This is a genomic window from Psychroflexus salis (assembly GCF_014640175.1).
GTDB lineage: Bacteria > Bacteroidota > Bacteroidia > Flavobacteriales > Flavobacteriaceae > Psychroflexus > Psychroflexus salis.
On sequence record NZ_BMGL01000005.1, the window covers coordinates 46,127 to 71,886 of the forward strand.

At 32.8% G+C, this 25,760-nt stretch carries 24 protein-coding genes; 10 read left to right on the forward strand and 14 right to left on the reverse strand.

The features are described from left to right. Window positions 1-17: 17 nt before the first annotated feature. The 4 genes from IEV63_RS04920 to IEV63_RS04935 all read left to right on the forward strand — a co-directional run bounded on the left by IEV63_RS04920 (window position 18) and on the right by IEV63_RS04935 (window position 3,913). Window positions 18-503 (forward strand): DUF4890 domain-containing protein, encoded by a 486-nt coding sequence (locus IEV63_RS04920; protein WP_188405680.1) that lies wholly within the window; start codon window positions 18-20, stop codon window positions 501-503. 292 nt (window positions 504-795) lie between these two features. Beyond that, window positions 796-2,424: an acyl-CoA carboxylase subunit beta gene (locus IEV63_RS04925; protein ID WP_188405681.1), complete on the forward strand. Its 1,629-nt coding sequence runs from the start codon at window positions 796-798 to the stop codon at window positions 2,422-2,424. A 116-nt stretch (window positions 2,425-2,540) separates the two neighbouring features. Then, entirely contained in the window at window positions 2,541-3,122 is a 582-nt protein-coding gene (locus tag IEV63_RS04930) for a hypothetical protein (RefSeq protein ID WP_188405682.1), read from the forward strand. A gap of 89 nt (window positions 3,123-3,211) precedes the next feature. After that, on the forward strand, window positions 3,212-3,913 hold the full coding sequence (locus IEV63_RS04935; protein WP_188405683.1) for an RluA family pseudouridine synthase: 702 nt from the start codon (window positions 3,212-3,214) through the stop codon (window positions 3,911-3,913). 17 nt (window positions 3,914-3,930) lie between these two features. Here IEV63_RS04935 and pgi read toward each other — a convergent pair whose 3' ends face one another. The 8 genes from pgi to proC form a co-directional block, all read right to left on the reverse strand. Next, window positions 3,931-5,574 carry a glucose-6-phosphate isomerase gene (pgi, locus tag IEV63_RS04940; protein WP_188405684.1) on the reverse strand — a complete coding sequence of 548 codons (1,644 nt, stop codon included), beginning with the start codon at window positions 5,572-5,574 and terminating at the stop codon, window positions 3,931-3,933. 10 nt (window positions 5,575-5,584) lie between these two features. Beyond that, on the reverse strand, window positions 5,585-6,454 hold the full coding sequence (locus IEV63_RS04945) for a BadF/BadG/BcrA/BcrD ATPase family protein (protein WP_188405685.1): 870 nt from the start codon (window positions 6,452-6,454) through the stop codon (window positions 5,585-5,587). Between the two features lie 72 nt (window positions 6,455-6,526). Next, a complete protein-coding gene (gene gap, locus IEV63_RS04950) occupies window positions 6,527-7,525 on the reverse strand; it encodes a type I glyceraldehyde-3-phosphate dehydrogenase (RefSeq protein WP_188405686.1) in 999 nt (332 codons plus the stop codon). 21 nt (window positions 7,526-7,546) lie between these two features. Then, window positions 7,547-8,530 (reverse strand): 6-phosphofructokinase, encoded by a 984-nt coding sequence (pfkA, locus tag IEV63_RS04955; protein WP_188405687.1) that lies wholly within the window; start codon window positions 8,528-8,530, stop codon window positions 7,547-7,549. A gap of 204 nt (window positions 8,531-8,734) precedes the next feature. Further along, complete coding sequence (locus IEV63_RS04960) at window positions 8,735-9,049, reverse strand: YbaB/EbfC family nucleoid-associated protein (protein WP_188405688.1); 315 nt, start codon at window positions 9,047-9,049, stop codon at window positions 8,735-8,737. A gap of 57 nt (window positions 9,050-9,106) precedes the next feature. Further along, window positions 9,107-10,306, reverse strand: coding sequence for a glutamate-5-semialdehyde dehydrogenase (locus IEV63_RS04965; protein ID WP_188405689.1), 1,200 nt, complete (start codon window positions 10,304-10,306; stop codon window positions 9,107-9,109). A gap of 13 nt (window positions 10,307-10,319) precedes the next feature. After that, window positions 10,320-11,093: a glutamate 5-kinase gene (gene proB, locus IEV63_RS04970; protein ID WP_188405690.1), complete on the reverse strand. Its 774-nt coding sequence runs from the start codon at window positions 11,091-11,093 to the stop codon at window positions 10,320-10,322. A gap of 20 nt (window positions 11,094-11,113) precedes the next feature. Continuing rightward, a complete protein-coding gene (gene proC, locus IEV63_RS04975) occupies window positions 11,114-11,917 on the reverse strand; it encodes a pyrroline-5-carboxylate reductase (RefSeq protein WP_188405691.1) in 804 nt (267 codons plus the stop codon). Window positions 11,918-12,177: 260 nt separating this feature from the next. Here proC and IEV63_RS04980 point away from each other — a divergent pair, with 260 nt between their 5' ends. Both IEV63_RS04980 and IEV63_RS04985 read left to right on the forward strand, forming a co-directional pair. Next, window positions 12,178-13,119: a glycerophosphodiester phosphodiesterase family protein gene (locus tag IEV63_RS04980; RefSeq protein ID WP_188405692.1), complete on the forward strand. Its 942-nt coding sequence runs from the start codon at window positions 12,178-12,180 to the stop codon at window positions 13,117-13,119. 46 nt (window positions 13,120-13,165) lie between these two features. Then, window positions 13,166-14,620, forward strand: coding sequence for a DNA methyltransferase (locus IEV63_RS04985; protein WP_188405693.1), 1,455 nt, complete (start codon window positions 13,166-13,168; stop codon window positions 14,618-14,620). On the opposite strand, the gene IEV63_RS04990 is transcribed toward IEV63_RS04985, so the two are convergent. From IEV63_RS04990 to IEV63_RS05010, 5 genes are all read right to left on the reverse strand, one after another. Continuing rightward, window positions 14,617-15,549 (reverse strand): hypothetical protein, encoded by a 933-nt coding sequence (locus IEV63_RS04990; protein WP_188405694.1) that lies wholly within the window; start codon window positions 15,547-15,549, stop codon window positions 14,617-14,619. The two genes, IEV63_RS04985 and IEV63_RS04990, sit on opposite strands and share 4 nt — an antisense overlap. A 105-nt stretch (window positions 15,550-15,654) precedes the next feature. Continuing rightward, window positions 15,655-18,279 carry a DNA gyrase/topoisomerase IV subunit A gene (locus IEV63_RS04995; protein WP_188405695.1) on the reverse strand — a complete coding sequence of 875 codons (2,625 nt, stop codon included), beginning with the start codon at window positions 18,277-18,279 and terminating at the stop codon, window positions 15,655-15,657. A 6-nt stretch (window positions 18,280-18,285) separates the two neighbouring features. Next, the gene (locus tag IEV63_RS05000; RefSeq protein ID WP_188405696.1) at window positions 18,286-18,756 is read right to left on the reverse strand and encodes a hypothetical protein; all 471 of its coding nucleotides are present in this window, start codon (window positions 18,754-18,756) and stop codon (window positions 18,286-18,288) included. After that, window positions 18,737-20,614, reverse strand: a complete 1,878-nt coding sequence (locus IEV63_RS05005) for a DNA topoisomerase IV subunit B (protein WP_188405816.1) — start codon at window positions 20,612-20,614, stop codon at window positions 18,737-18,739. Before IEV63_RS05005 ends, IEV63_RS05000 begins: the two co-directional genes overlap by 20 nt. A gap of 85 nt (window positions 20,615-20,699) precedes the next feature. Next, entirely contained in the window at window positions 20,700-21,425 is a 726-nt protein-coding gene (locus IEV63_RS05010) for a hypothetical protein (protein WP_188405697.1), read from the reverse strand. Between the two features lie 297 nt (window positions 21,426-21,722). On the opposite strand from IEV63_RS05010, the gene IEV63_RS05015 reads away from it, so the two are divergent. From IEV63_RS05015 to IEV63_RS12985, 4 genes are all read left to right on the forward strand, one after another. Further along, a complete protein-coding gene (locus IEV63_RS05015) occupies window positions 21,723-22,457 on the forward strand; it encodes a hypothetical protein (RefSeq protein WP_188405698.1) in 735 nt (244 codons plus the stop codon). Window positions 22,458-22,525: 68 nt separating this feature from the next. Beyond that, a complete protein-coding gene (locus tag IEV63_RS05020; protein ID WP_188405699.1) occupies window positions 22,526-23,611 on the forward strand; it encodes a DUF389 domain-containing protein in 1,086 nt (361 codons plus the stop codon). Then, on the forward strand, window positions 23,612-24,442 hold the full coding sequence (locus IEV63_RS05025) for an Nramp family divalent metal transporter (protein WP_229737182.1): 831 nt from the start codon (window positions 23,612-23,614) through the stop codon (window positions 24,440-24,442). A gap of 36 nt (window positions 24,443-24,478) precedes the next feature. Next, window positions 24,479-24,850, forward strand: a complete 372-nt coding sequence (locus IEV63_RS12985) for a hypothetical protein (RefSeq protein ID WP_229737183.1) — start codon at window positions 24,479-24,481, stop codon at window positions 24,848-24,850. A 56-nt stretch (window positions 24,851-24,906) separates the two neighbouring features. Here the strand turns inward: IEV63_RS12985 and IEV63_RS05030 are convergent, their stop codons facing one another. After that, a complete protein-coding gene (locus tag IEV63_RS05030; RefSeq protein ID WP_188405700.1) occupies window positions 24,907-25,746 on the reverse strand; it encodes a universal stress protein in 840 nt (279 codons plus the stop codon). Window positions 25,747-25,760 lie beyond the last annotated feature (14 nt).

The window sequence follows — 25,760 nt, forward strand, 5'->3', positions numbered from 1 at the left end:
TTAGTAAACATAATATCATGAAGTATATACTTTTAATTTTCTTTTTGGGATATTCCATCTCAAACTATAGCCAAAGAAATGGGTTTAAAAACCAAACACCAGAACAATTAGCTCAACAAAGAGTTGAACGATTAGACCGAGAATTACAGTTGAATCAGCGACAAAAAAAAGAACTTAATCTATTTTTTATCGAACAAGCTAAAGCTGGGAAGTCTATGGCAGCTGAACAAAAGCAAAAGAGAAAAAAAGTTCGTAAAATGAAGGCAGAAAGAATGAAAAAAAGAGAAAAAGCCAAAAACGAACAGATGAAAACACGAGCTGATATAAACTCTCTTAAGCAAGATACAGCAGATAAAATGAAAGCAACCTTATCTGCAGAACAATATGAAAAATGGATTGCATTGAAGGAAAATCTTGAAGATGAGCTAAAAGCAAAACGCTTAAAACAACTAAAAAAGAGAAGAAATCGTATAGAAAAGAAAGAAAAACAAATTGAACGTTAAAAATCTTTTTTATACCATACAAACAAAGCCAATTTTTATAAATTGGCTTTGTTGTTTTAGGCCCAATTACAGTAAGTACAACTTAAATTTGTTGAAGTATATTTAAATTGATTATCAATAAAACTAATAATATTTGTCTTTAGCTAGCAGATTACAACATCAATTTTGGAAATAATTTTTAAGCTGAAACTATTACAATACGAATTTCATAAAAAGTTTACCGAATCTATAAATTATCATTAAGCTTTCGTATTTTAGCGAGCACTATTTTATCAAATTTTAAATTTTACCCATGGACATTAAATTCAATAAAAATGAAGATCATAATAAACTTTTAGTATCCGATTTAAATCATCGGTTAAAGAAAGTTTATTTAGGTGGTGGCGAAAAAAAAACTGAAAAACACCATGCTAAAGGAAAAATGACAGCCCGAGAGCGAATTGATTTTTTATTGGATGACCCAAAAAATGCTATCGAAATTGCTGCTTTTGCGGGTGATGAAATGTATAAAGAACACGGTGGTTGCCCAAGTGGTGGCGTTATAGTTAAAATAGGAGATGTTTCTGGTAAAAAAGTTATTGTTGTTGCCAACGATGCCACAGTAAAAGCTGGTGCTTGGTTTCCAATAACTGGAAAAAAGAATTTGCGTGCGCAAGAAATTTCAATAGAAAACAAGCTCCCTATAATTTATTTAGTAGACAGTGCTGGAGTTTACTTACCTATGCAAGATGAAATCTTTCCAGATAAAGAACATTTTGGTAGAATTTTCAGAAATAATGCGATTATGAGTAGCATAGGTATTACTCAAATTGCAGCTGTAATGGGTAGTTGTGTTGCTGGCGGAGCTTACTTACCTATTATGAGTGACGAAGCTTTAATTGTTGAAAAAACAGGAAGTATATTTTTAGCTGGTAGTTATTTAGTAAAAGCGGCAATTGGCGAAAGCGTTGATAATGAAACTTTAGGTGGTGCAACCACCCATTGCGAAATTAGTGGTGTAACTGATTATAAAGCCAAAGACGATAAAGATGCTTTGACTAAAATTAGAAACATCATGGATAAAATTGGCAACTTTACAAAGGCTGGTTTTAATCGAAAAAAAGCGGCTAAACCTAAATTAGACCCAAAAGAGATATTTGGAATTTTACCAGCTAAACGCAGCGACCAATACGATATGATGGAAATTATTCATCGATTAATAGACCAATCTGAATTTGAAGAATACAAAGCTGGTTATGGTAAAACTATAGTAACAGGCTACGCTCGGATTGATGGCTGGGCTGTTGGTATCGTTGCTAATCAACGTAAAATTGTAAAAACTAAAAAAGGTGAAATGCAATTTGGTGGTGTTATTTATTCAGACTCTGCCGATAAAGCAACGCGCTTTATTTCAAACTGCAATCAAAAGAAAATTCCATTGGTATTTTTACAGGATGTTACTGGTTTTATGGTAGGCAGTAAAAGCGAACATGGTGGTATTATAAAAGATGGTGCTAAAATGGTAAATGCAGTAAGTAATTCGGTTGTTCCCAAATTTACAATCATTGTAGGTAATTCCTACGGAGCAGGGAATTATGCCATGTGTGGTAAAGCATACGACCCTAGATTAATTGCAGCATGGCCTTCTGCAGAATTAGCAGTAATGAGTGGCAATTCGGCTGCAAAAGTTTTACTACAAATAGAAACAGCTCGACTTAAAGCAAAAGGAGAAAAAATTACCGAAGCAGTAGAAAAGGAACTTTTCGACCGCATTAAAAAAGGCTATGATGAACAAACTAGCCCATATTATGCGGCTGCACGAATTTGGACTGATGCGGTTATTAATCCATTAGATACTAGAAAATGGATTTCAATGGGAATTGAAGTGGCAAATCACGCTCCTATTTCAAAAGATTTTAATCTAGGTATAATTCAAACTTAATAAGTTACTAACTAGATACTTTGAATTTATAGAATTTATTCAATAGATTAACATTTATTAGATTTTTGATGTAAATTTTAGTTTACATTTGTAATGCTAACTAAATTACAACAAAAATGTTAAATAGCATTTATCGTTGGTTCAAAAATCTAACTAACAGCGATCAAAAAGGCTACGATTATAATTCCATCTATTATAAGTATCATGACTTTAGTTTGTTTGATGAATTTTACAGAAACCAAAAAAAATACGTAGAAACTGAATCTATTAACCTGTTTACAGATCATGTAAATTTCAACTTTAGATCAAAAGAAATACAGGAGCGTTTTGGTAAACCAATAACTCGAGTTAATCTATCTGAAAGTTCCGATTTTGAAATTCATTTGTATAAGCTTATTGAAAAAAATGAAAAACAAAAAATACTTTTTCATTTTTTTAAAGACCGACTAGTCTTAATTTCTAGAATTTTCCCTTACGCACAACAGGATCGTGTACTAACTTATCAAAATGAAATTATTGAACAAGCACAACACCCTAAAATGACTGAAGTTGCTGATAAAAAATGTTTGAAGGGAAAGGATGGTAATTTTATTTTTCTTATTCATGATGTTGAATATACCGAACATTATTTTATGCCCGACCCAGAGTTTAAATCCTTTGTAAAATCTGAAATCAAGGCATTTAAAAATAAAAAATAAATCTTCAGTTCAGGAAGTATTTAATTTGAACTTACTTAATTTATATTTGCTTGTTGAAGCACTTACCTTTGCATAAACTTAGAGCAAAAATGCCAACAAAAATACTGACTACTTCTAAAAATATTGAGATTTTATTTGAAGACAACCACTTACTTGTTATTAATAAACGTGCTGGTGATATAGTACAAGGCGATAAAACTGGAGATTTACCCTTAAATGAAATTATAAAAGAGTTTATAAAAAACAGAGATCAAAAACCTGGAAATGTGTATTTAGGTGTTGTACATCGTTTAGATCGACCTACTACAGGAGTTATTCTGTTTGCAAAAACATCTAAGGCACTGTCCAGATTAAATAAGGCTTTTGCAAACAAACATCCACAAAAAACCTATTGGGCTTTAGTAAAAAATAAGCCTAAATTAAATACCGCAGAACTAATACACTACTTAAAACGGAAACCGAAACAAAATAAATCGTACGCCAATACTAATGAAGTTCCTAATAGCAAAAAGGCTATTTTAAACTACAAGTTAATTAAGAGCTTAAATTCTTATCACTTACTCGAAATTAACCTGCAAACAGGTAGACATCACCAAATTCGAAGTCAGTTGTCAAAAATTGGTTGTCCTATAAAAGGAGATTTAAAATATGGTTTCGATAGAAGCAATCCAGATGCTAGCATTCATTTACATGCTAGGAAAATTGAATTTACACATCCTGTAACAAAAGAAAAACTTTCCATAATTGCACCTACTCCAAAACAAGATTCGTTATGGAAAGCTTGTAACTAATAAGTTATAAAATACATTTAACTTTTTTGGTAGATATCTAAAAGTCGAGCGGTAGATGCATCGTGCTTGCTATAATCTTTTGTTTTAAAATCGTCTAAAATAGCATTGGCAAGTTGTTTGCCTAGTTCTACACCCCATTGATCGTAACTGTAAATATTCCAAATTACACCTTGAACAAATATTTTATGTTCATACATGGCAATTAACATTCCTAAACTACGTGGAGATAATTTTTTACCTAAAATTGTTGTAGTTGGTCTATTTCCTTCAAATACTTTAAACGGAAGTAAAGCTAAAATTTGATTTTGAGTTTTACCTTGGGCTTTGAGTTCCTGAGTAACTTCTTCAATAGATTTTCCTTTTAATAAAGCTTCAGTTTGAGCAAAAAAGTTAGCCATTAATAAGTCGTGATGCTTTTCATTTCCATGCAAAGAATTTTTAAATCCTATAAAATCGGCTGGGATTAATTTGGTTCCTTGATGCATGAGTTGAAAAAACGCATGTTGCGAATTTGTTCCAGGCTCTCCCCAAACTATAGAACCTGTTTGGTAGTTTACATTTTTACCAAAACGATCTACGCTTTTTCCGTTGCTTTCCATACTAGCCTGCTGCAAATAAGAAGCTAATTTTTGAAGATATTGCGTATAAGGAATAATTGCTTCGCTTTCTGCTTCATAAAAATTAGTATACCAAATACCAATTAATGCAATAATTGTTGGAATGTTTTCGCTAAAATCGGTAGTCTTAAAATGCTCATCCATGGCTTCGGCTCCTTCTAAAAGTGCCTTAAAGTTTTTGAACCCAACAGCACAGGCTATAGAAAGACCAGCCGCACTCCATAACGAAAAGCGACCGCCAACCCAGTCCCACATCGGAAAAATATTTTCTGAAGCAATTCCGAATTCGTTGGCTTTATGAACATTTGCAGAAACTGCAGCAAAATGTTTATGAATTTGATCTTGTGTAGTATGTTTTAAGAACCAACTTCGTATTGTATTGGCATTATTAAGTGTTTCTTGTGTAGTAAAAGATTTAGAAACAACTAAGCATAAAGTAGTTTCAGGATTTAAATGTTTTATACTTTCAAGCACATGGTCGCCATCAACATTGGAAACAAAATGAGTGTTGATTTGCGTATGATAATACTTCAATGCATCTACCACCATGTTAGGGCCTAAATCTGAACCACCAATACCTATATTTACAACATCGGTTATAGGCTTACCTGAATATCCTTTCCAATTACCATGGTGTAAAGCATCTGAAAATTTTTCAATTTGTTGTAAGGTTTGCATTACCGAAGTGTAAACTGGCTTACCATCAATCTTAATATTTGATTTTTTGTCGAAATTTCTTAGTGCTGTATGAAGAACTGCACGTTCTTCAGTTTTGTTGATTGGTGTTCCTTCAAAATAATCTTGAATTGCTTTTTGCAAACCTGCTTCTTTAGCTAATTCAATTAAAGTATCTAAAGTTTTTTTAGAAATTCGATGTTTTGAAAAATCTACTAAAAGCTCGTCAAATTGAACTGAAAAATCATCAACCCGATTGGGTTCATTTTTAAAATGATGTAAGATGGTATTACTTTTCTCTTTTTCAAATAGCGATTTTAGTTTATTCCAAGCTGTTAATTTGGTAGGGTTTATTGAAGCTAAAGCCATTAATTTGTTTTTATGCGTTAGTTGAATTAGGAAGAACATTTTTTCGGTAATGTTCAATTAAACCATCGATGGGTCTTCTAATAATATTACCTATTTCGAGATGGTATCGTTTAGCAACATCACGAATAATATCTTCTGAAAAGAAAGCTATGGATCCGATAAAATGTACAGGAACACTTTGAGCTTGTTTATAACACATTACACGGCGTTCTATAAATTTCTCCATTCCTTCATAAATTAATTTATAAAAGTAACCATTGCGTTCTTCTGCTGTAAAAATAAATTCTGCAAACGAAGCTAAGTAAGTGTTTGGATTTTCTTCTTTATACACATTGTGTTTTATGGTATCTGCGTTTAAGTCATATCGTTTAGCAAACTCTCGACTCATATCATCTCCCATAAATTTATAGTAATAATCTCTAATTAAGCGTTTGCCAAAATAATTGCCACTGGCTTCATCCATTAAGACATAGCCTAAAGATTCTACTTCCATATGTACTTGTTCGCCATCAAAAAAACACGAGTTAGAACCTGTTCCTAAGATGCAAACAATTCCGGGTTCTGTAGTTGCAGCAAATGCAGCAGCCATCATATCTTCTTCAACATTAACTTTAGCATCAACAAAAAAGTCTTGTAGGATTAACTTTAAATTTTGCTTAGGTGTAGGAGTACCACAGCCAGCTCCATAAAAATCTACGCGTTTAATTTTATGAATGTGCGATTTTAGATCTTCACTAGCTTCAATTCTTTCTTTTAATACATGTGGTTTAAAAACCGCTGGATTTAAACCTTTCGTTCGGGTTTTAAAGGCTACTTCACCTTTATCGTCTAAAAGTATCCAGTCGCACTTGGTCGACCCACCATCAGCAATGATTATCATAAGAATAATTTTAAATTAAAAATAAAAAAGCTTATTCCTTAGATTGAAATAAGCTTTTTGTAAAAAATTTACTTACAACTTAGCAATATGAACTGCCAAATCTACAAGTTTACTTGAATAACCATACTCATTATCGTACCAAGCTACTAGTTTAAAGAAATTATCGTTTAAGGCAATACCTGCGTTAGCGTCGAAGTTTGAAGTCGCTTTTTCTGAAACGAAATCTTGCGAAACCACTTCATCTTCATAATAAGCTAAAATCCCTTTCATTGGTCCTTCAGCTGCTGCTTTCATTGCTTTTTTAACTTCATCATAAGTAGCAGATTTTTCAGTTCTAACCGTTAAATCTACCACAGAAACATTGGCTGTTGGAACACGAAATGCCATACCTGTTAATTTACCATCTACTTCTTTTAAAACTTTGCCAACAGCAACAGCAGCGCCTGTACTTGCTGGTATAATATTATTGATTGAGCTTCTACCTAAGCGGAAATTTTTAGGTGAAGGAGAATCAACGGTGTATTGAGTTGAGGTAGCAGCGTGAATGGTTGTCATTAAACCTTCAATAATACCGAAATTATCGTTTATTACTTTAGTCATCGGTGCTAAACAGTTGGTTGTACATGAAGCATTTGAAACTACAGTATCTTCTGGTTTAGCATCTTTTTCATTCACACCCATTACAAACATTGGTGCGGTCTTAGACGGTGCAGAGATAACTACTTTTTTAGCACCAGCTTTTAAGTGTGCAGATGCATTATCTTTTTCTTTAAAAATTCCCGTACAGTCAAGAATTACTTCTGCTCCAACTTCGTCCCATTTTAAATCTGAAGGATTTTTCTCTGCTGAAATTCGGATTGTATTTCCATTTACAACTAAATCTCCATCTTTTACATCAACATCTCCGTTAAATCTTCCATGAACTGAATCGTACTTCAACAAATAAGCCAAGTGATCTACTTCTAGTAAATCGTTTATAGCAACAACTTCTGTATGTTCGTTTTCAATGGCTATTCTAAAGGCAAGTCTACCAATTCGACCAAAGCCATTAATTCCTAATTTCGTTTTCATAAATTTAAATTTTAATAATTATTAAATGGACATGATGTCCGCTACTCGTATTAATTTTTCGTCAATTTTCTTCTCTCCGTTAATGGCAATTTCGAATGGAACTTGCACAACTTCTTTATGGTTAACACCGATCATAATATGGCTTTTACCTTCCATTAATGCATCTACTGCTCCAACGCCTAAACGGCTGGCTAAAACTCGGTCGTAACAACTCGGCGAGCCACCACGTTGAATGTGGCCTAAAACTGTTACTTTAACTTCGTATTCAGTTAGGTTAACTTGAATAAAATCTGCTAGTTTAGTAATATTTTTACCAATTTGGTCGCCTTCGGCAACTACAATAATACTAGAAGTCTTACCAGAATTTCTACTTCGTTTTAAAGAATCTAAAAGACGCTCGGTACCCATATCTTCTTCAGGAATGAGAATTTCTTCAGCACCAGCTCCAATTCCACTATTTAGTGCAATATCGCCAGCATCTCGCCCCATAACTTCAACTAAAAATAACCGATCGTGTGAAGATGCAGTATCTCTAATTTTATCGATAGCTTCTACAACGGTGTTTAATGCTGTATCGTAACCTATTGTAAAATCAGTTCCGTTTATGTCGTTATCGATTGTACCTGGAATACCAACTACAGGAAAGTTAAATTCTTCTCCAAATATGCGGGCACCTGTAAAAGTACCGTCTCCACCAATTACAACTAGGGCGTCAATATGATTAGCTAATAAATTTTGGTAAGCTTTATCTCTTCCAGCTTTATCCATGAATTCTTTAGAACGAGCAGATTTAAGAAATGTTCCCCCTCGGTTAATGGTGTTTTTTACTGACCTGGCATTAAGCTCGATAAACGAATTGTCAATTAAACCTTGATAACCTCGGTAAACACCGAAACAACTTAAATTGTGGTATGCACTTGCCCTTACAACAGAGCGAATGGCTGCATTCATACCTGGAGAATCTCCACCAGATGTTAAAACAGCAATTTTTTGTATTTTATTCATATATCAAAAATATTATAAATGAACATTAAAACCTAATTTAGGGATAGACTAAAACGTTTTCGGTTAATAATTATTATGAAATTGTTAAAATGATATAAGAATTATCACTCATTCTTTTCAAAATCTCAATTTTAATTATGTTTATTAAAATTATATAAAAAAAGTGAAATTCTACTTCATTGAATTATTTCAATTTTCTTGAACTTAAGTTAGTCCTGGTATGTTTGGCATTCCTTCTTTAGCTACAGCAGAAATTTCTGCATCGTTTATTTCTGTAGCTCTCTGTATTGCTTTGTTTATATGAACAATTAAATAATCTTCTAATTGTTCCTTATCTTTTAAAAGCTCGTCTGCAACTTCAATTTTTTTAATATTTCGGTTAGCAGAAATTTCAATTTTCAACAATTCATCCTCAGAAGCTTGTTTTATAAATACAGAATCCAAACGTTTTTTTGTTTCTTCTACTTTTTGTTGGGCTTGCTTTACTTTTTGCATCATCCCCATCATATCTCCAAACATATTTTTAGTATAAAGTGATAAAAAAACTGCTGAGTTTTTCTCAGCAGTTATTAAAAATTATTTTCTAACGTGTCCGTTTCCAAACACATAATACTTATTAGTGACTAATTGCTTTAAGCCTAAGGGGCCACGATGGTGTAACTTATCGGTTGAAATGGCTAACTCTGCTCCAACTCCCATTTGACCTCCATCGGTAAAACGCGTAGATGCATTATGATACACTGCTGCGCTATCAATCTGTTCCATGAACAGTTTGGCTTTTTCTGCATCTTCTGTCATAATACAACTAGAATGCTTGCCAGAGTAAGTATTGATTTTTTCCATGGCAGCTTCTTGCGAAGAAGTTGAAGCTAGAACTATTTTCATAGCTAAAAATTCTTCGTACCAAACTTGTTCTTCGCCGATTTTGTTTTGGTTTTTCAATACTTCAGAAACTTTCCCATCGGTTAATAATTCGACTTTTGAGTTTTGTAGTACGTTGGCAAGCTCACGGACTTTCTCGTGAAAGTTTGGTATGTTTTCATCAATTAAAACTTTGTCTAATGCATTACAACCTGAAATTTTATCGGTTTTTGCATTTACAATAACTTCAACCGACTTCTTCCAGTCTGCATCTTTCGCAACGTATAAAAAGTTATTTCCACGACCGCTTATTAAGACTGCACATTTAGCATATTGCTTCACAAAATCGATTAAACGTTCTCCACCACGGGGCACGATTAAATCTAATTTTTGTGAAGGATTCATTAAAAAGGATTGGGTTTCTTGACGATTCATTTGCATCAGTGTAATCCAATCTTTATCTAATCCGTTTTCAGCTAAAGCTTTATGCCAACATTCTACTAGCTTAATATTGCTTTCGTTTGCTTCTTTACCACCTTTTAGTAGTATTTTATTATTGGCTTTAAAGGCTAAAACTGCAGCTTCAATCGTTACATCTGGTCTAGATTCGTAAATAATTAAAATTGTTCCAAAAGGATCAGTTTTATTAATAATGTTTAAACCCGAATCTAGGGTAATATTCGAAATTTCATTACCAACAGGATCTTCTTGATTACGAACTTCTTTTATAGCTTGAATCATTCCTGTTACTTTGGCTTCATCTACTACCAAACGGTCGTAAAGTGCTTGGTCATCTCGGATAAAAGCATTTAAATCTTTTTGATTGGCTTCAATTATACGTTCTTTTTCATTTTCAATAATTTTCATCATTGAATCTAAAACTGCATTTTTCTTTTCAGTACTTAATAATTGCATGTAAAATTTAATTTTATTCGTTAATAAATTCGGTTCCTTTTCGTTTACCGTTTACTATGTCTATAATAATATCTTCTTCTTTACCGTTGGCTATGTAAGTTGGAATGCCTTTAGATGCGGTTAATTTTGCAATTTTCAATTTAGACTCCATTCCGCCTCGGCCTTCTCCTTCTGCTTTTTCATTTTCTTGCACATATTTTTCTACGTTTTCGTCAACATTTACCTGATGTAAAAGTTCAGAATTATCATCGTCTGGATGCCCGGTATACAATCCATCGATATCGGTTAACATAATCATCATATCTGCTCCCACTAGCTCAGCTACCAAACTTGCTAATTCGTCATTATCGGAGAACATCGACATAGACAGAGAAACAGCGTCGTCTTCATTGGCTACAGGAATTATACCTTCTTGTAGTAAACCTTCATAACAATTAATCATGTTTTCTCGATATTTCCCAGGAGCAAAATCTCTTTTTGTGGCTAAAACTTGTGCACAACGCATACCGAAATCGTGAAACATGGTGTAGTAATGCCGCATCATTCTTGGTTGACCGACAGAAGAATAAATTTGTCTTCGAGTGGTCGAATCTTCTGCGCTACAAGCTCCTAAAACTTCTTTACCAGCAATTGCAGAACCTGAAGAAACTAATACGGTTATGATATCACGTTCATACAAATAAGCAATTTGTCGAACTAAATTTTTAAGGATTGGAACTACAATTCTATTATTTAAGTTGGTCATTACATTAGTACCAACTTTTACTACTATTCTTTTTTTATGCATAACTATTTAAAAGTATATATTTATTCTTCGCCTAATTCTACCGCTCTGTTAAACGCAGCAAATGCAGCTTCTTTTATTAATTCTTCTACATTATTTTCATCCATAGAATCTAAGGCTGCACGTGTGGTTCCGCCTTTAGATGCAACTCTGTCCATCCAAGTAGTAGGCGTTAAATCGGATTCTTTAAACAACTTAATTGCTCCTTCGAAAGTTGTACTCACCAAAACTTTAGAATCATTATCAGAAAAGCCCATTTTTTTTGCAGCTTCTAACATGGACTGCATAAAATAAAAGACATAAGCAGGACCACTACCAGAAATTCCTGTTGATTTATTAATAAATTCTTCGTTTTTAACACGAATAGACTCTCCTGTTGTGTCTAAAAGATTGCGAATCATAAGTAACTCAACTCTCGAAATTTCTTTAGATTCTGTATACGAAGTAACACCACGACCCACTTTTGCTGGCAAATTAGGCATGGTTCGGACTACTTTTTTAATTTCTAATCCATTTTGAATGTGTTGAATAGTAACGCCAGCCATTAATGAAACAAAAATTTGTTGATCGTTAACCATCGGTTTCATTTTTTCCATTAGTGCGTCAGCATGATAAGGTTTTACTCCTAAAAACACAACATCTGCCATCGGAAGACAATCTTCAAGCTTTTCGTATACATCAAATTCTGGTTTTTTTCTTAACATTTCAATTAGTTCAGCAGAAAGATCGTGAATCATTAACTTTTTTCGATTAAGCATTGACGAAGTAGCCATGCCTTCTGAATAAGTCAAGCCCATATTTCCTGCTCCAATAACTAATACTCTCATATGTGTTTGTTTTTGATTTACCAAAAAGGTGCAATATGCGTGCAAAACATAATTTAAAGTAAAAAATAACAAAAGCGTTTACAAATTGATTTTTTATTAACTAATATTTATTTTTTTCTGATAAAATTTATCAATACCATAAAATTCATGCAAGTTTGTCAGTGACAGATTGGTAAAATAATGTTAGCTTAATGTTTTCTTCATCATTTAAAAACCTAGCTGTTTTAGATATCCTGTAAATTTGCCTATATTTTTATGTTATGAAAATCGTGAAATACATTAATCCAATTTTTATGTTTGCACTAACTCTAATCAACCAAAAAAGTACCGAACAGCAGCCCAAAGAACAAAAGGCAAAATCTTTCTTACAAAGAAAATATAACTTTGAAGTAATCGGACATCGCGGAGCTCGAGGTTTGGCTCCAGAAAACACCTTAGCAGCCTTCGAAAAAGCTATTGAAATAGGAGTTAACACACTAGAAATGGATGTAGTACTCACCAAAAACAAAAAAGTACTAGTTTCTCATGAAGCTTGGATGAGTGCTAAAATATGTGTTCATAAAAACAAAGTAATTGAACCTGAGCAAGAACAAAAACACAATATTTATAAAATGAAATATGCCAAAACTCAGGAGTATGATTGCGGCAGTTTAATCCATCCTGATTTTGATGAGCAAGAAAACGAAAAGACTACCAAACCTTTACTAAAGGATGTTTTACAAATGGCAAGTGCCTTATCTAGAAATCATGGAACTAGTATTCAATATTTAATAGAAATTAAGAGTTCTCCTGATGGAGATTTTATTTATCATCCCGATCCTAAAGAATTTGTAAATGTTGTTTTGAATGAGCTTGAGGCTTATGCAGACTTAAAGCATGTATGCTTACAAAGTTTTGATTGGCGTATTTTAAATGAAATAAAAAATAAAAATCCAGAAGTAAAGGTAGCCTTACTAACTTACGATATAAGCTTAGAAAACGCATTGGATAAATTGAAATTTATACCAGAAATTTACGCTCCACATTTTAAACAGATTAATAAAAACTTAGTTAGTTTAGCTAAAGCAAATGGCATGCATATATTTGCATGGACGGTAAATGAAATTGAAGATATGCACGATGTTTTGCAACTTGGTGTTGACGGAATTATAACCGATTATCCTAACCGTGCCATAAAATTAAAACGAAATTTAAAATTTTAGACGCATACTCTATTAAAGTTGCTATTTTTGAATTTAACTTTTTAAAATGGCAGGTAGAAACCGATTTAATAATATCTCTTCAAAAGAATGGCTACCTTTTCAAAAGTCTTGGTATCTAGAAACAGACCTTGAAGAAACTTACCGAAAAAACATTAGGTTTTTTGTGAAATTTGATTGGGAAGAACATCAGCCAAATATCTTTTTTTACGGTAATTCTGATAAAGAAAGCTTATTTAAAAAGGTAGCAAAAGAAGAAGGGGCAGAAGTTTTTACCAAAATTGAAAGCCTAACGGGTGATACTGAATTACAATTTGCATTGATTGATGTATTAGATGAAGCTGGTAAAATTGAAGATCTAAAAAAATTACTTCAGTTCAACATAAAAATTACAGCATTAGCAAAACAGCTGAAAAATAAAATAATTCATCGTCGATTTATTAGTGTATTTACCAAAAATATTTTTTCTAAAAACACCTACCTCCCATCTGCTTGGGATTTAAGTGAACGAGTTGCTGAAATTTATACACTTAAAGATGAAAAAATTGCGTGCTTACAATCTCAATTAAATAAAGAGTCTAAGCATTACTTTTCTACAAAGCAAGATTATTATTATGCTTTGTATTTTAGAAAGGATGAAAATTCTGGTTTAGATTATGGTCAGTTTAAAAATTCTAATTTTTTTAAACTGAATACACAACAAAGCTTTTTTGCTGCTCATAAAAAACCAATTAGCAATTGGCACATTATCAAACCACCGCGCAGAAATAAAAAAGAAGTTTTGCATCCTGCTAAATTTCCCGAAGAAGTGGTTGAGCTGTTTCTTCCTTTTTTTACTCAAAAACAAGATGCTGTTTTCGATCCGATGTCTGGGACAGCTTCCACTCAGTTGGCAGCCCTTCGAAACCAACGAAATGCATATGGAACGGAGTTGAGTCCTTTTTTTTATGAAATTTCAAAAGAGCGTTTACAAAATTTCTTGAAGCCTGAACAACAAGAAATTTTTGACAATATTCCTAAGGATGTTGATTTTAAATTGCTTCAAAAAGATGCGAGAACGATTACAAAAAAAGACTTTCCTGAAATAGATTATATTTTTACTTCGCCACCCTATTGGGACATGCTCAATATGGTTGGTGCAGAAAACCAAGCAAAGCGTATTAAAAAAGGCTTGCAAACCAATTATTCGAACGATGAAAAAGACTTGGGAAATATTACCGATTACAAACTATTTATTGAAGAACTAGTACATGTGTATCGAAATTTAATTCAGTTATTAAAACCTGGTGGATACTTTACCATAGTGGTTAAGAACATTAAAAAGAAAGGGAAAAATTATCCTTTCGCTTATGATTTGGGACATTTACTACAAGAAGATTTAATCTTACTCCCGGAAGTGTTTTGGCTACAAGATGATATAAACTTAGCACCTTACGGATACGGAAACACTTTTGTTTCCAATACCTTTCATCAATATTGTTTGCATTTTCAAAAACCAGCTTAATAATTTACCCAATCGCCACCAACTACCCTATTTTTTAATATTGGAAATAATTCTGTTATGGGCGATAGCAAACTTACAGGTAAAGTTTTATTGGTTATTGTACCCCAAATGCTTCCATTTAAAAATGAAAGTGATTTTTTTGCTCCAACCTTTAAGTACCAATTGGCCATAGGTTGCTGCATAAAATTATCTGCTTCGTTGGGTCCTGTATTTTTAAAAAGCAGCCAATGTTTTTCGTTTGCCATGCCTGCTATAACTAATTTGGGATAAAAATTAATGCTATACAATTCAGCCAAAGATTGTTGGCCCAATATGGCGCGTAAATAATCTTCTTTTTGAAAAGCTGCTGTAGCTTGTTTCTGCCCTTTGTACTTCAAAAAATAATTGTAAATAAGCTGAAGTTGTTGGTGGCTTAAATTCAATTCTATAAAAGATTTTCCACGTTTATGGTTATGTAAATCAGCTGCTTTCATAAATGAAAAAATATGGGCTACATGCGGCTTATCGTATTTTTTTAATCTTTTTTCCCACTGGTCGTTTTTAAATCGATTAGGAATTAATGCAGGTAGCTGCAAGTAGTTGGAATAAAAATCGCCTGTATGATACACAAAGTTATTTTTAATGTCAATTTCGGTATCTTCAAAATAAAAATCACGTTTATCGGTTTGAAAATATGGAGTTTTTGGTGTATCAAAATCAACTCTTAAACTATTTATTAAGCAAAAATACTCAAAAATAGCTTCAGCTAATTTTCCTTTTAAAATATTTAAAATTCTGGAATTGGTTGCGTTTAATGCAGATTTTCCCTTATGCAAGGACAAACGGTCAAACGTAAAAGGTAAAGACAACAAAGCATACTTTAGTGAGTTGTTTATTAACTTACGGTATTCTTTATTGGGCAGATCAACATAAACTAGTGGATGCTTCATTAGCAAATATTTCCACTAAATTAGAAAAAAATAATTTAACTTCTTTACAATGAATTTAATACAGGAGTATATTGTGATTAAAAATGACACCTAAAAAGGTTATTTTTAATCTTCATCTAAATCGTCGAATAGACTAGCTTGCGATTGCTTATCGCTTTCTTTATAGTTTACTTCTTCTTCGTCTAGTACTTCAATATCGCTCGCTGCTTTATCTTCTTCAAGCTCGAACGCAATAGGTTCGATAACATCAATCTGTTTTATTTTTTCTGCAGAAAGTTGATTTCCCATAGCTTTAATACCTTTTACAGTAATAAATTCTTTTAGGTTAACCACTTCATTGGTTTTACGGTCTTTACCACGCAATTTGGTATATTCAATTTCAATTTGCGGTATGTAATCGGTAGAAATTAATTCTAAGTACGAATCTTTATGATCTGAGATGATATTTTCTTCGCGTTCTTCATTTTCAACGAAAAAGCGCTTTACATAAAAGCGTTCTTTTTCTCCATCGAAGTATACAGCAGAAATCGGTTTTTTAGGAATCCACTTTTCCATAACAATGATGTCTTTTTCGAAATGGGTAGTTAACTCTGGACGGATGGTTTTTACAATTCCACTTTGAGTGATAATTAAAATACGGTCTTCGCCCCTAAAAGCACCCAATAATTCGCCACGCTCATCTACATTTAAACGTTTTACAGTATCATCGAACCAAATTTTTCTAGGTTTTAAAGTGGAAACGCCTTCTTCTTTAAGTTCTACTTTTTTTATGGCAAATTTAGTTACTAAATTACCTTTTGTAGATCGGCCTTTAATGGCTAAATCTGCAAAATCGATATCGAATTTTACTTTTCGAATGCTCTTACTTTGGCGCAAATGTACAGAGACAGTTTCTGCTTCTCCATTGGGATTTGCAGAAAAATAGTAAACTTTTGTGCCTGGTTTATCTTTACCAACAGAATAGGCTCTATTTCTAGTAATAGAAGTTACTGCAAAGCGTTTCATAAAACTGCTGCCATTTTTTCCATCGCGGTAAATTAAATTGTAAATGGTACGTTTGTCTTTTTTCTTAAAAATACCTACGTAAAGGATATTTTTCCCTATAAATGTTTTTGAATCGACTTTAGTAACCATCATGGTACCATTTTCTGTAAAGCAAATAATGTCGTCTATATCAGAGCAATCGGTTACGTATTCTTCCTTTTTAAGTGAAGTACCAATAAAACCTTCTTTGCGATTTACATAAAGTTTATGGTTACGAATAACTACTTTAGTAGCTTCTATATTTTCGAAGGGTTGTATTTCAGTTTTGCGTTCTTTGCCTTCTCCATAGGTTTTTTTAAGTCGCTCAAAATGGGCAATAGCATATTCAATTAAGTTAGCTAGGTGGTGTTTTACTTTTTCAATTTCACCTTCAAGCGCATCAATTTTTTGCTGTGCTTTATCTAAATCGAATTTAGAAATTCGCTTAATTTTAATTTCAGTTAAACGAATAATATCTTCTCGAGTAACTGCTCTTTTTAAATGTTTTATAAATGGTTTTAAACCATCATCTATAGCCTGAATAACCGCTTCCCAAGTTTCTTGGTCTTCAATATCACGGTAAATTCTGTTTTCTATAAAAATACGTTCTAATGAAGCAAAATGCCATTGTTCTTCTAACTCATCGAGTTTTATTTCTAACTCGCGTTTAAGCAAATGCACAGTATGCTCTGTACTTTTTCTAAGTAATTCTGATACACCTAAAAACTGTGGTTTATCTTCGTAAATTACGCATGATAGTGGAGAAATTGAGACTTCGCAATTGGTGAAAGCATAAAGTGCATCAATAGTTTTGTCTGGTGAAATATTAGCGGGTAAATGAATCAGTATTTCAACCTGCGAAGATGTATTATCTTCAATTTTTTTGATTTTAATTTTTCCTTTGTCGTTGGCTTTTAAAATAGAATCGATTAGCGAACTGGTGTTTGTACCATGTGGAATTTCGTTGATTACCAGTGTTTTTTTATCTAGTACTTCTATTTTGGCTCGTAATCTTATTTTCCCCCCGCGTAAACCATCGTTGTATTCAGACACATCCATTATTCCTGCAGTAGGAAAATCTGGATAAATGGTAAAGCGTTTTCCTTTTAAATGCTTTATGGAAGCATCTATTAATTCTAAAAAATTGTGTGGTAAAATTCGTGTACTTAAACCTACAGCAATACCTTCGGCTCCTTGTGCTAGAACCATCGGGAATTTTACTGGTAAATTTACAGGCTCGTCTTTTCTTCCATCGTAAGAAATTTGCCATTGCGTAGTTTTCGGATTAAAAACTACATCTAAGGCAAATTTAGAGAGCCGAGCTTCAATATACCGCGAAGCTGCAGCTCGATCGCCTGTTAAAATATTTCCCCAATTACCTTGGGTATCGATAAGTAAATCTTTTTGGCCTATTTGTACAATAGCATCGGCAATACTTGCATCTCCATGCGGATGGTATTGCATGGTGTGCCCTACAATGTTAGCAACTTTGTTGTAGCGACCATCGTCTAAGTCTTTCATAGAATGTAAAATTCTACGTTGCACGGGTTTAAAACCATCTTCTAAAGCAGGAACGGCACGCTCCATAATTACATAAGATGCATAGTCTAAGAACCAATCTTGGTACATACCAGAGATTTTGATAAGCTCGTTAGCAGAATCTTGAGTATGTTCGTCTTCAGATGAAGGAAAATCTTGTTCGTTCATGCAGTTTTAGGACTTGTTTTTTTTGATTAACTTATTTAATGATTGTTTTAAATAATTTATTTTTCGTGGACTTACAAAAGTAATGTTACAATGCCTAGAATAAGACTTGTTGTTACTTTCAATATAAATTATAAGTCTTTTGTAGATTAAGAAATTATAAACTTTATAATCTACAATTCTAGATCTTCTAATCTCGATAGCATTACCGCGATAGTTAAGAAAATTACTTAAAATTACTCCTCGGTTTAAAAATACAACTACTTCTCCTTCACTATCATATTCAAAATACTTCCAGCCAAAATAAACATAAACTAAGCCTACAAATATAGAGGCTAAAGCTAGGTAGTAATATCTTTTAGAAGGAAACAAAGTACCATCTAACTGAAAATTCAGAAAGATAATTAAGAAAAAAGATACTACTGAAAAGTAGTAAATTCCTGGTATAATTTTAATGGTATTATAATTGGTTAATCTCATCTTGTATTTCTTCTACTAAATCTACTTCTAAGCGTAAATTATCGATTATAAATTCTTGTCGGTCTGGTGTGTTTTTTCCCATATAAAAGCTTAAAAGCTCATCTATGGTTTTATCTTTATCAAGCATAACTGGATCTAGACGTATATCGTCTCCTATAAAGTTTTTAAACTCGTCTGGAGATATTTCACCTAAACCTTTAAATCGGGTAATTTCTGGTTTTCCTGTAAGTTTTTTTATGGCATCTCTGCGTTCTTGTTCTGAATAGCAGTAAATAGTTTCTTTTTTATTACGCACTCTAAATAAGGGAGTTTGCATGATATACAGGTGTCCTTCGCGAATTAATTCTGGGAAAAATTGAAGAAAAAAAGTAATAATCAACAAACGGATGTGCATTCCATCTACATCGGCATCTGTAGCAATTACAATATTATTGTAGCGCAAATCTTCAATAGAGTCTTCTATATTTAATGCAGCTTGTAGTAAATTAAATTCTTCATTTTCGTACACAATTTTTTTACTTAAGCCGAAAGAATTTAATGGTTTACCTTTTAAACTAAAAACAGCTTGTGTATTTACGTTTCTAGATTTGGTTATGCTTCCACTAGCCGAATCTCCTTCGGTAATAAAAAGTGTAGTATCTAAATAACCTTCTTTATTTATGTCGGATAAATGAATACGGCAATCGCGAAGTTTCTTGTTATGCAAGCTTGCTTTTTTAGCACGATCTTTAGCTAATTTACGAATACCAGAAAGTTCTTTCCTTTCTTTTTCTGCTTGCAAGATTTTACGCTGTAACTTGTCTGCCGTTTCAGTATTTTTATGGAGATAATTATCCAAATTTCTTTTTAAAAAATCTACAATATAAGTACGTACGGTAGGCAAGTTACCCCCCATATCTGTCGATCCTAACTTTGTTTTGGTCTGACTTTCAAAAACAGGCTCCATTACTTTGATGCTAATGGCTGCTGTAATGGATTTACGAATATCGCTAGGATCGTGATTTTTACCAAAGAATTCGCGGATGGTTTTAACTACAGCTTCCTTAAAAGCAGCTAAGTGCGTACCACCTTGAGTAGTGTGTTGACCATTCACAAAACTATGGTATTCTTCGCTATATTGAGCTTTGCTAAACGTAAGTGCTACTTCTATATCTTCTCCACGCAAATGGATAATTGGGAAGAGTCTGTTTTCTTGTGCAATGCTATCGCCCAATAAATCTTTTAAACCTTCTTCAGAATAAAACTTTTCACCATTAAAAATTATACTAAGTCCAGGATTCAGGTAGACATAATTTTTAAGCATTTTGGTAATGTATTCCTGACGGTAAGTATATTTTTTGAAAATTTCTTCATCTGGAACAAAAGTAACTTTGGTTCCTTTTCTTCTTGAAGTTTCTTCTAGTTGTTCTGTGTTTATTAAAACTCCTTTTTCAAATTCAGCAGAAACAGATTGGTTATCTCGTGTAGACTCTACTCGAAAATAAGACGATAAAGCATTAACTGCTTTGGTACCAACTCCATTAAGACCAACAGATTTCTTAAAAGCTTTGGTATCGTATTTACCACCTGTATTCATTTTAGATACTACATCTACAACTTTACCTAAAGGAATACCACGCCCATAATCGCGTACAATTAAGCGATTGTTTTGCAGCGAAATTTCTATCGTTTTACCCGAACCCATGACGAATTCGTCTATAGAGTTGTCTAAAACTTCTTTTAATAAAATATAAATACCATCATCGCCGCTAGAGCCGTCTCCAAGTTTTCCAATATACATACCTGGACGCATGCGTATGTGCGCCTTCCAGTCTAAAGATTTAATATTATCTTCTGTATACTTAGTTTCTTCCATGATTGTTGTAGATGGGCGAAATATAACAATTAATATTCAAGCCTAAAGTCAAATTAGCCTAAAAAAATTAACAACTTATCAACCTAAGTTATTTATACCTCAACCATTTTTCCATTAACACTTGGCCTTGAGTATCCCTACCGCTATGATGCCATAAATCGTGATCAATTTTTTTATAAAAAGAAAGCGACCTACCAACATTGCTAGGATCTTTCGAAAAGAACTCAATATGCTCTATGTAGTTTTGGTCGTTACTAGTCCATGTACCACCGCTCGAACCAACAAATTTTCCAGTTTCACTATTTAAAGCCAATACTTGGTATCGGTGGTTAGTTAATAGCTTTAAAGTTTTACGGGGTGCATATTCAATTCTTCGCCAATCTGGATCTCCTTCGTCTTGTTTTTTATGAATTCGCCAGCAAGTGGCCATTAACTTGTTGTCGGCTTCATCTATTTTTAGCCATTTTTGCACTTCTCCAGTACTCAAATTTGTTATTCTTAAATTTTCAGCTTCCATTATAGCCTTATACGATGTGGTAGTTCCTGAGCGTTCTGGATTTGTAGAATCTATTTCGTAATTTTCTTTGTAGTTAAAAAATTCATATTGGTATGTTCCGCCACCAGCTTCAATAAACTCGCCTGTTGATTTGTGATAAGCGGCGTAAGTAAAATATAAATCGCTATGTAATTTAATCATTTCATAATCTACGGCAACTCCATCTTTTTCAATCAATTTCCATGCACCGTTTAAACTTTGAGAATTGGCAGTGTACGCAAATACAAATACTAAAAACAAGATTATTTTATTATTCATAATGAAAAATTTTATGTGTAAACAATTAAATAAAAATAATACCAAAAAACATTCCACAGCTTCATTACAGTCAATTTTAATTTAATTTATTGGGTTTTTAACACTTGATAAACATCGTGAAAATATTGTTGTTTATATTTGGCAATGTGAAACTCATTTTAGCGTGTCCATGAGTATGGCAAATTCTTAGTTTTAAAAAGTCAACTTTATACTACATAAAATTTTCATACTTTTAAAAATCCTTTGCTAGCAAATAAATTGTTTAGTGAAGAATTATAGCTCTAAACGTATGATAAAATGGCTGAAAAAGAAATTAAAACTTATTTTATATATGAAGAAGAAGCTTTTCGGGAAATAGATGAAGCGATAATTGAACATATTAAAGCTTCTTTTGATGAACTTATAAGCTATCAAAATCAAGTTTTCGATGAATTAAATGATACTTGTAAAGTTGCTGTATTTATTCCAGATGAAGCCATTAACAGCTGTATTTTAAAAGCTCATGAAAAAGGATTTAGTCTTGGCTTTTTACCACATCCAAAAGCAATAAAAGCTACAAACAGCTTTCACATTGAAGAAGACTTAGCACAAGCTGTAGATGAATTTTTAGATATAGAGCAACTTGTTGAAAGCGATTTATTGTATTGCAATGAAATGCTTATCAACAATTATATGGTAATTGGAGATATTATAACCGAAATCACCAAAAAAGACCAACAAAATTCCACATTTCAAAAAGCCAAAAACTTTGTTCAATTTGCCAAAAAAATCAATCGCATTCGCCCTAAATCTTTAAGCCTAAAAGCTGATGATAAAGATGAATTTGAAACAGCCGCTGCTGGAATTCTAATTACTCCCCATGCCAAAAACGCTGTAATTTCAAGAATTATTTTAGAAAATTCTTTTTTAAATGATGGGCTCTTTCATTGCTTAATCTTTTCGCCTAGAAGTTTTACTAAAGTTTTATTTGCATACATAAAAATGCTCTTTAGTTTTAAAGAAAAAAAGGCACAACTCATCTTTCATTTTTAGGACACATAAAAACTGATGAATTAAAAATAAGCTACCCCAAAGAAGAGTCTTGTACCTTGGATGGCGAAATGATTAAAGCCAAAACCTTTCATATAAAAATAGATGGACATTTTAAGCTGGTGCCAAGCAAAAAATTGCTGTTTACAAATGAAGAAAAAGGAAATCAGCGGGTTTTTAAAATTTCACAATTACCAAAAGGAAAAGACCTTATCGAAATGCTTTCAAAAAAGCTTCCTTTTATAGAAAATGCTTCCACTTCAGAATTTAAGGATTTGTTTACCGTCTTACGAGATAATGCAGAAACAAAGGCATCTTATATAGTGCTAATGGTACTTTCTACTGTATTAGCCACATTTGGACTGTTTGCTAATTCTAATCCTATTGTAATAGGTGCTATGATTTTAGCCCCTTTAATTTCACCAGTTATTTCTTTGTCTATGGGAACTTTACGCCAAGATAGAAGTTTGATAAAAGATAGTTTAATTACTATTAGTTGGGGCTTATTCTTTTCTTATTTAGCAGCGATTGTTCTTACATTAATTACGCCTTTGTATGCGGTAAATTCGGAAATTAGTTCACGTTTAGAACCCAATTTACTCGATTTAGGGGTTGCTGTTGTTTCGGGTGCTGCTGGCGCTTATGCACATGCCAACACAAATGTTGCTAAAACCCTAGCTGGTGTTGCTATTGCTGTTGCATTAGTACCACCTTTAGCGGTTTCAGGAATTGGCATAGGATGGGGAGATTGGAGTGTATTTATCGGTGCATTTTTGCTTTTAATAACCAACTTAACCGGAATGGTTTTGTCGGGAGCTTTTACTTTTTTATTAATGGGATATAGTCCTTTTAAAATTGCAAAAAAAGGTTTGTTAATTTCCTTAATTATTGTCTTAGCGGTTAGCATTCCACTAGGTTATGGCTTTGTACAAGTGGTGAAAGAAAATAGCATTGTAAATTCTATCGATCAAACTCAGGTTGATGATTTAATTATAAAAGACGTAGAAATTATACAAAAAAAGCCTTTGAAGTTATCTATTAAACTAGTTGCTGAAAAAACACCCACTGATGCAGACCTTGAAAAGGTGAAAAATACTATTGAAAAGCGTCTTCAGAAAAAAGTGAGCTTAGAAATCAATATTAATTTAGAAAAATAAATGCTGAAAAATTTTCAAAACATTGGTCCTGGTTTTTTGCTAGCGGGTGCAGCGATTGGGGTTTCGCACCTTGTTCAAGCTACTAGAGCTGGAGCAGAATATGGATGGATTTTAATTACTGCATTATTAATAGCTTGCATTTCAAAATATCCATTTTTAATGCTTGGACCTCGTTACACAGCAGCAACGGGTAAAAACTTAATTGAAGGTTATAAACGTTTAGGTAAGTTTCAATATTACACCTATGCCGTAATTACTTTAGGAAGTATGTTTATTATTTTAGCTGCTGTAAGTCTAGTTACAGCCGGTATTGCTGCTTATTTTATTCCTTTAGAAATCAGTTTGACTTCTTGGTGCATTATGTTGCTAACTTTGTGTTTTATCATTTTGTTTTTAGGAAAATATAGTGCGCTAGACAGTAGTATGAAAATTATAATTAGCCTACTTAGTTTACTCACTTTTTGTGCTGTAATAATTGCTGCTATTAAAGTTGATCATTCTAAAATAATGAATACACATCCAAGCCTAACAAGCATGAGCAGTATAGCATTTATAATTGCATTCATGGGTTGGATGCCCATACCGATAGATGCGTCTATTTGGCACTCTATTTGGACAAAAGAAAAAAGTATACAAACCGGTAAAAAAACAAGTGCTCAAGATGCTATTTGGGATTTTAATATTGGTTATATAGCCGCATCAGCTATTGGGATTTTGTTTTTTATGCTTGGTGTTTTAGTAATGTATGGAAGCGGTATGGAGTTTTCGAGCAGCAGTGTTCAATTTTCTGCTCAATTAGTAAATTTATATGCTTTAACCTTAGGAGATTGAACAAAACTTTTTATTGCTGCTGCAGCATTTATTACAATGTTTAGTACCACCTTAAGTGTAGCAGATGCATACCCAAGAGTAGTTACTGAGTTTTTTAGTATCGAAAAAAAACTTTTAAAAATTAATAAAAATAAGGTCTACATAATTGCAATGCTATGTATTGGTTTGGTTTCTATAGGAATTATTCACTATGGAAGTAATAAATTTACATTGCTGGTAGACTTTGTAGCGAGCTTATCTTTTTTGGCATCGCCAGTTTTAGCGTGGTTTAACTTCCAACTTTTTACACAAAAAGAAATCCCAGATGAGTTTAAACTGAGTACAACTTTTAGATTATTTAGCCTAGCTTGTTTGGCGAGTCTGGTAATTTTTAATATCGTTTACTTCTGGTTTAAGTTTTATGTATAAAAAAAACCACCTGAATCGGTGGTTTTTTAAATTAAAAATCGGTGAAGCTATATATGTTATTTATCTATTTTAAATGTAATAACAGGCAAAGTGGAGTGATTTACAACATCTTCTCCTATGCTTCCATTAAAAAAGTGAGAAATGCCACGTCTACCATGAGTCGGCATAGCTATTAAATCTGCTTTGGCATCTTTAGCTCCATTAAGCACACCTAGTTCTATGGTATAATCATTATAAATCATAACATTTTCTTGGGCGTAAGGAACTTCTACTTTATGTAAAAATGCTCGCATTTGTTCTCTAATTTCTTCCGTACTATAAAACTGATTGCCAGGTAAGTTTACGTAGAGCAACTTCATTTTGGCATCAAATTGTTTAGCGAATTCTTTGGCTTTTTCAAAAGGCTTCAAATTTTCTAACTCAAAGTTAGATGCAAAAATTACATTATTGATGGCAAAATCTTTCATTTCTTTTTTTACAACCAAAACGGGGACTTCCGATTTTCTAACAATTTTTTCAGTATTTGAACCGATTAAAACTTCTTTTAAACCGCTTGCTCCTACAGAACCCATAATTACTAAATCTACTTTGTTTTCTTCAACAGATTTATTAATCATAAAGGATGTAGGACCAATTTCTACTTGGTCTTCAACATCAACACCTTCTAAATAGGGTTTTTCTAAGAATTTGGTGAAGCGCTTTTTAGCCATTTTTAAAAAGAACATCACTTCTTGGTTGTCAACATTAAATTGGTCTGTTCCAAATAAGGACTCTGCCAATTCTACAACGTGAAGAATTACTATTTTCGAATTATTTTTTTTAGCCAATTGAGCTGCTACTTGAAGTGCGTTTTCAGATGGCTTTGAAAAGTCTACGGGTACTAAAATGGTTTTCATGTGGTTTGTTTTTT

Excerpts from the sequence above, each read along its gene's own strand:
- IEV63_RS12985 (WP_229737183.1), top strand. The coding sequence starts at position 24,479 with ATGTTTAGTACCACCTTAAGTGTAGCAGATGCATACCCAAGAGTAGTT.
- IEV63_RS04985 (WP_188405693.1), top strand. The coding sequence starts at position 13,166 with ATGGCAGGTAGAAACCGATTTAATAATATCTCTTCAAAAGAATGGCTA.
- proC (WP_188405691.1), bottom strand. The coding sequence starts at position 11,917 with ATGAGAGTATTAGTTATTGGAGCAGGAAATATGGGCTTGACTTATTCA.
- IEV63_RS04990 (WP_188405694.1), bottom strand. The coding sequence starts at position 15,549 with ATGAAGCATCCACTAGTTTATGTTGATCTGCCCAATAAAGAATACCGT.
- IEV63_RS04995 (WP_188405695.1), bottom strand. The coding sequence starts at position 18,279 with ATGAACGAACAAGATTTTCCTTCATCTGAAGACGAACATACTCAAGAT.
- pgi (WP_188405684.1), bottom strand. The coding sequence starts at position 5,574 with ATGGCTTTAGCTTCAATAAACCCTACCAAATTAACAGCTTGGAATAAA.
- IEV63_RS04945 (WP_188405685.1), bottom strand. The coding sequence starts at position 6,454 with ATGATAATCATTGCTGATGGTGGGTCGACCAAGTGCGACTGGATACTT.
- IEV63_RS05020 (WP_188405699.1), top strand. The coding sequence starts at position 22,526 with ATGATTAAAGCCAAAACCTTTCATATAAAAATAGATGGACATTTTAAG.
- IEV63_RS04960 (WP_188405688.1), bottom strand. The coding sequence starts at position 9,049 with ATGTTTGGAGATATGATGGGGATGATGCAAAAAGTAAAGCAAGCCCAA.
- IEV63_RS05010 (WP_188405697.1), bottom strand. The coding sequence starts at position 21,425 with ATGAATAATAAAATAATCTTGTTTTTAGTATTTGTATTTGCGTACACT.
- proB (WP_188405690.1), bottom strand. The coding sequence starts at position 11,093 with ATGCATAAAAAAAGAATAGTAGTAAAAGTTGGTACTAATGTAATGACC.
- IEV63_RS05015 (WP_188405698.1), top strand. The coding sequence starts at position 21,723 with ATGGCTGAAAAAGAAATTAAAACTTATTTTATATATGAAGAAGAAGCT.
- IEV63_RS04965 (WP_188405689.1), bottom strand. The coding sequence starts at position 10,306 with ATGCAATTATTAAGTACTGAAAAGAAAAATGCAGTTTTAGATTCAATG.
- pfkA (WP_188405687.1), bottom strand. The coding sequence starts at position 8,530 with ATGAATAAAATACAAAAAATTGCTGTTTTAACATCTGGTGGAGATTCT.
- gap (WP_188405686.1), bottom strand. The coding sequence starts at position 7,525 with ATGAAAACGAAATTAGGAATTAATGGCTTTGGTCGAATTGGTAGACTT.
- IEV63_RS05030 (WP_188405700.1), bottom strand. The coding sequence starts at position 25,746 with ATGAAAACCATTTTAGTACCCGTAGACTTTTCAAAGCCATCTGAAAAC.
- IEV63_RS04920 (WP_188405680.1), top strand. The coding sequence starts at position 18 with ATGAAGTATATACTTTTAATTTTCTTTTTGGGATATTCCATCTCAAAC.
- IEV63_RS04935 (WP_188405683.1), top strand. The coding sequence starts at position 3,212 with ATGCCAACAAAAATACTGACTACTTCTAAAAATATTGAGATTTTATTT.
- IEV63_RS04930 (WP_188405682.1), top strand. The coding sequence starts at position 2,541 with ATGTTAAATAGCATTTATCGTTGGTTCAAAAATCTAACTAACAGCGAT.
- IEV63_RS05000 (WP_188405696.1), bottom strand. The coding sequence starts at position 18,756 with ATGAGATTAACCAATTATAATACCATTAAAATTATACCAGGAATTTAC.
- IEV63_RS04980 (WP_188405692.1), top strand. The coding sequence starts at position 12,178 with ATGAAAATCGTGAAATACATTAATCCAATTTTTATGTTTGCACTAACT.
- IEV63_RS04925 (WP_188405681.1), top strand. The coding sequence starts at position 796 with ATGGACATTAAATTCAATAAAAATGAAGATCATAATAAACTTTTAGTA.
- IEV63_RS05025 (WP_229737182.1), top strand. The coding sequence starts at position 23,612 with ATGCTGAAAAATTTTCAAAACATTGGTCCTGGTTTTTTGCTAGCGGGT.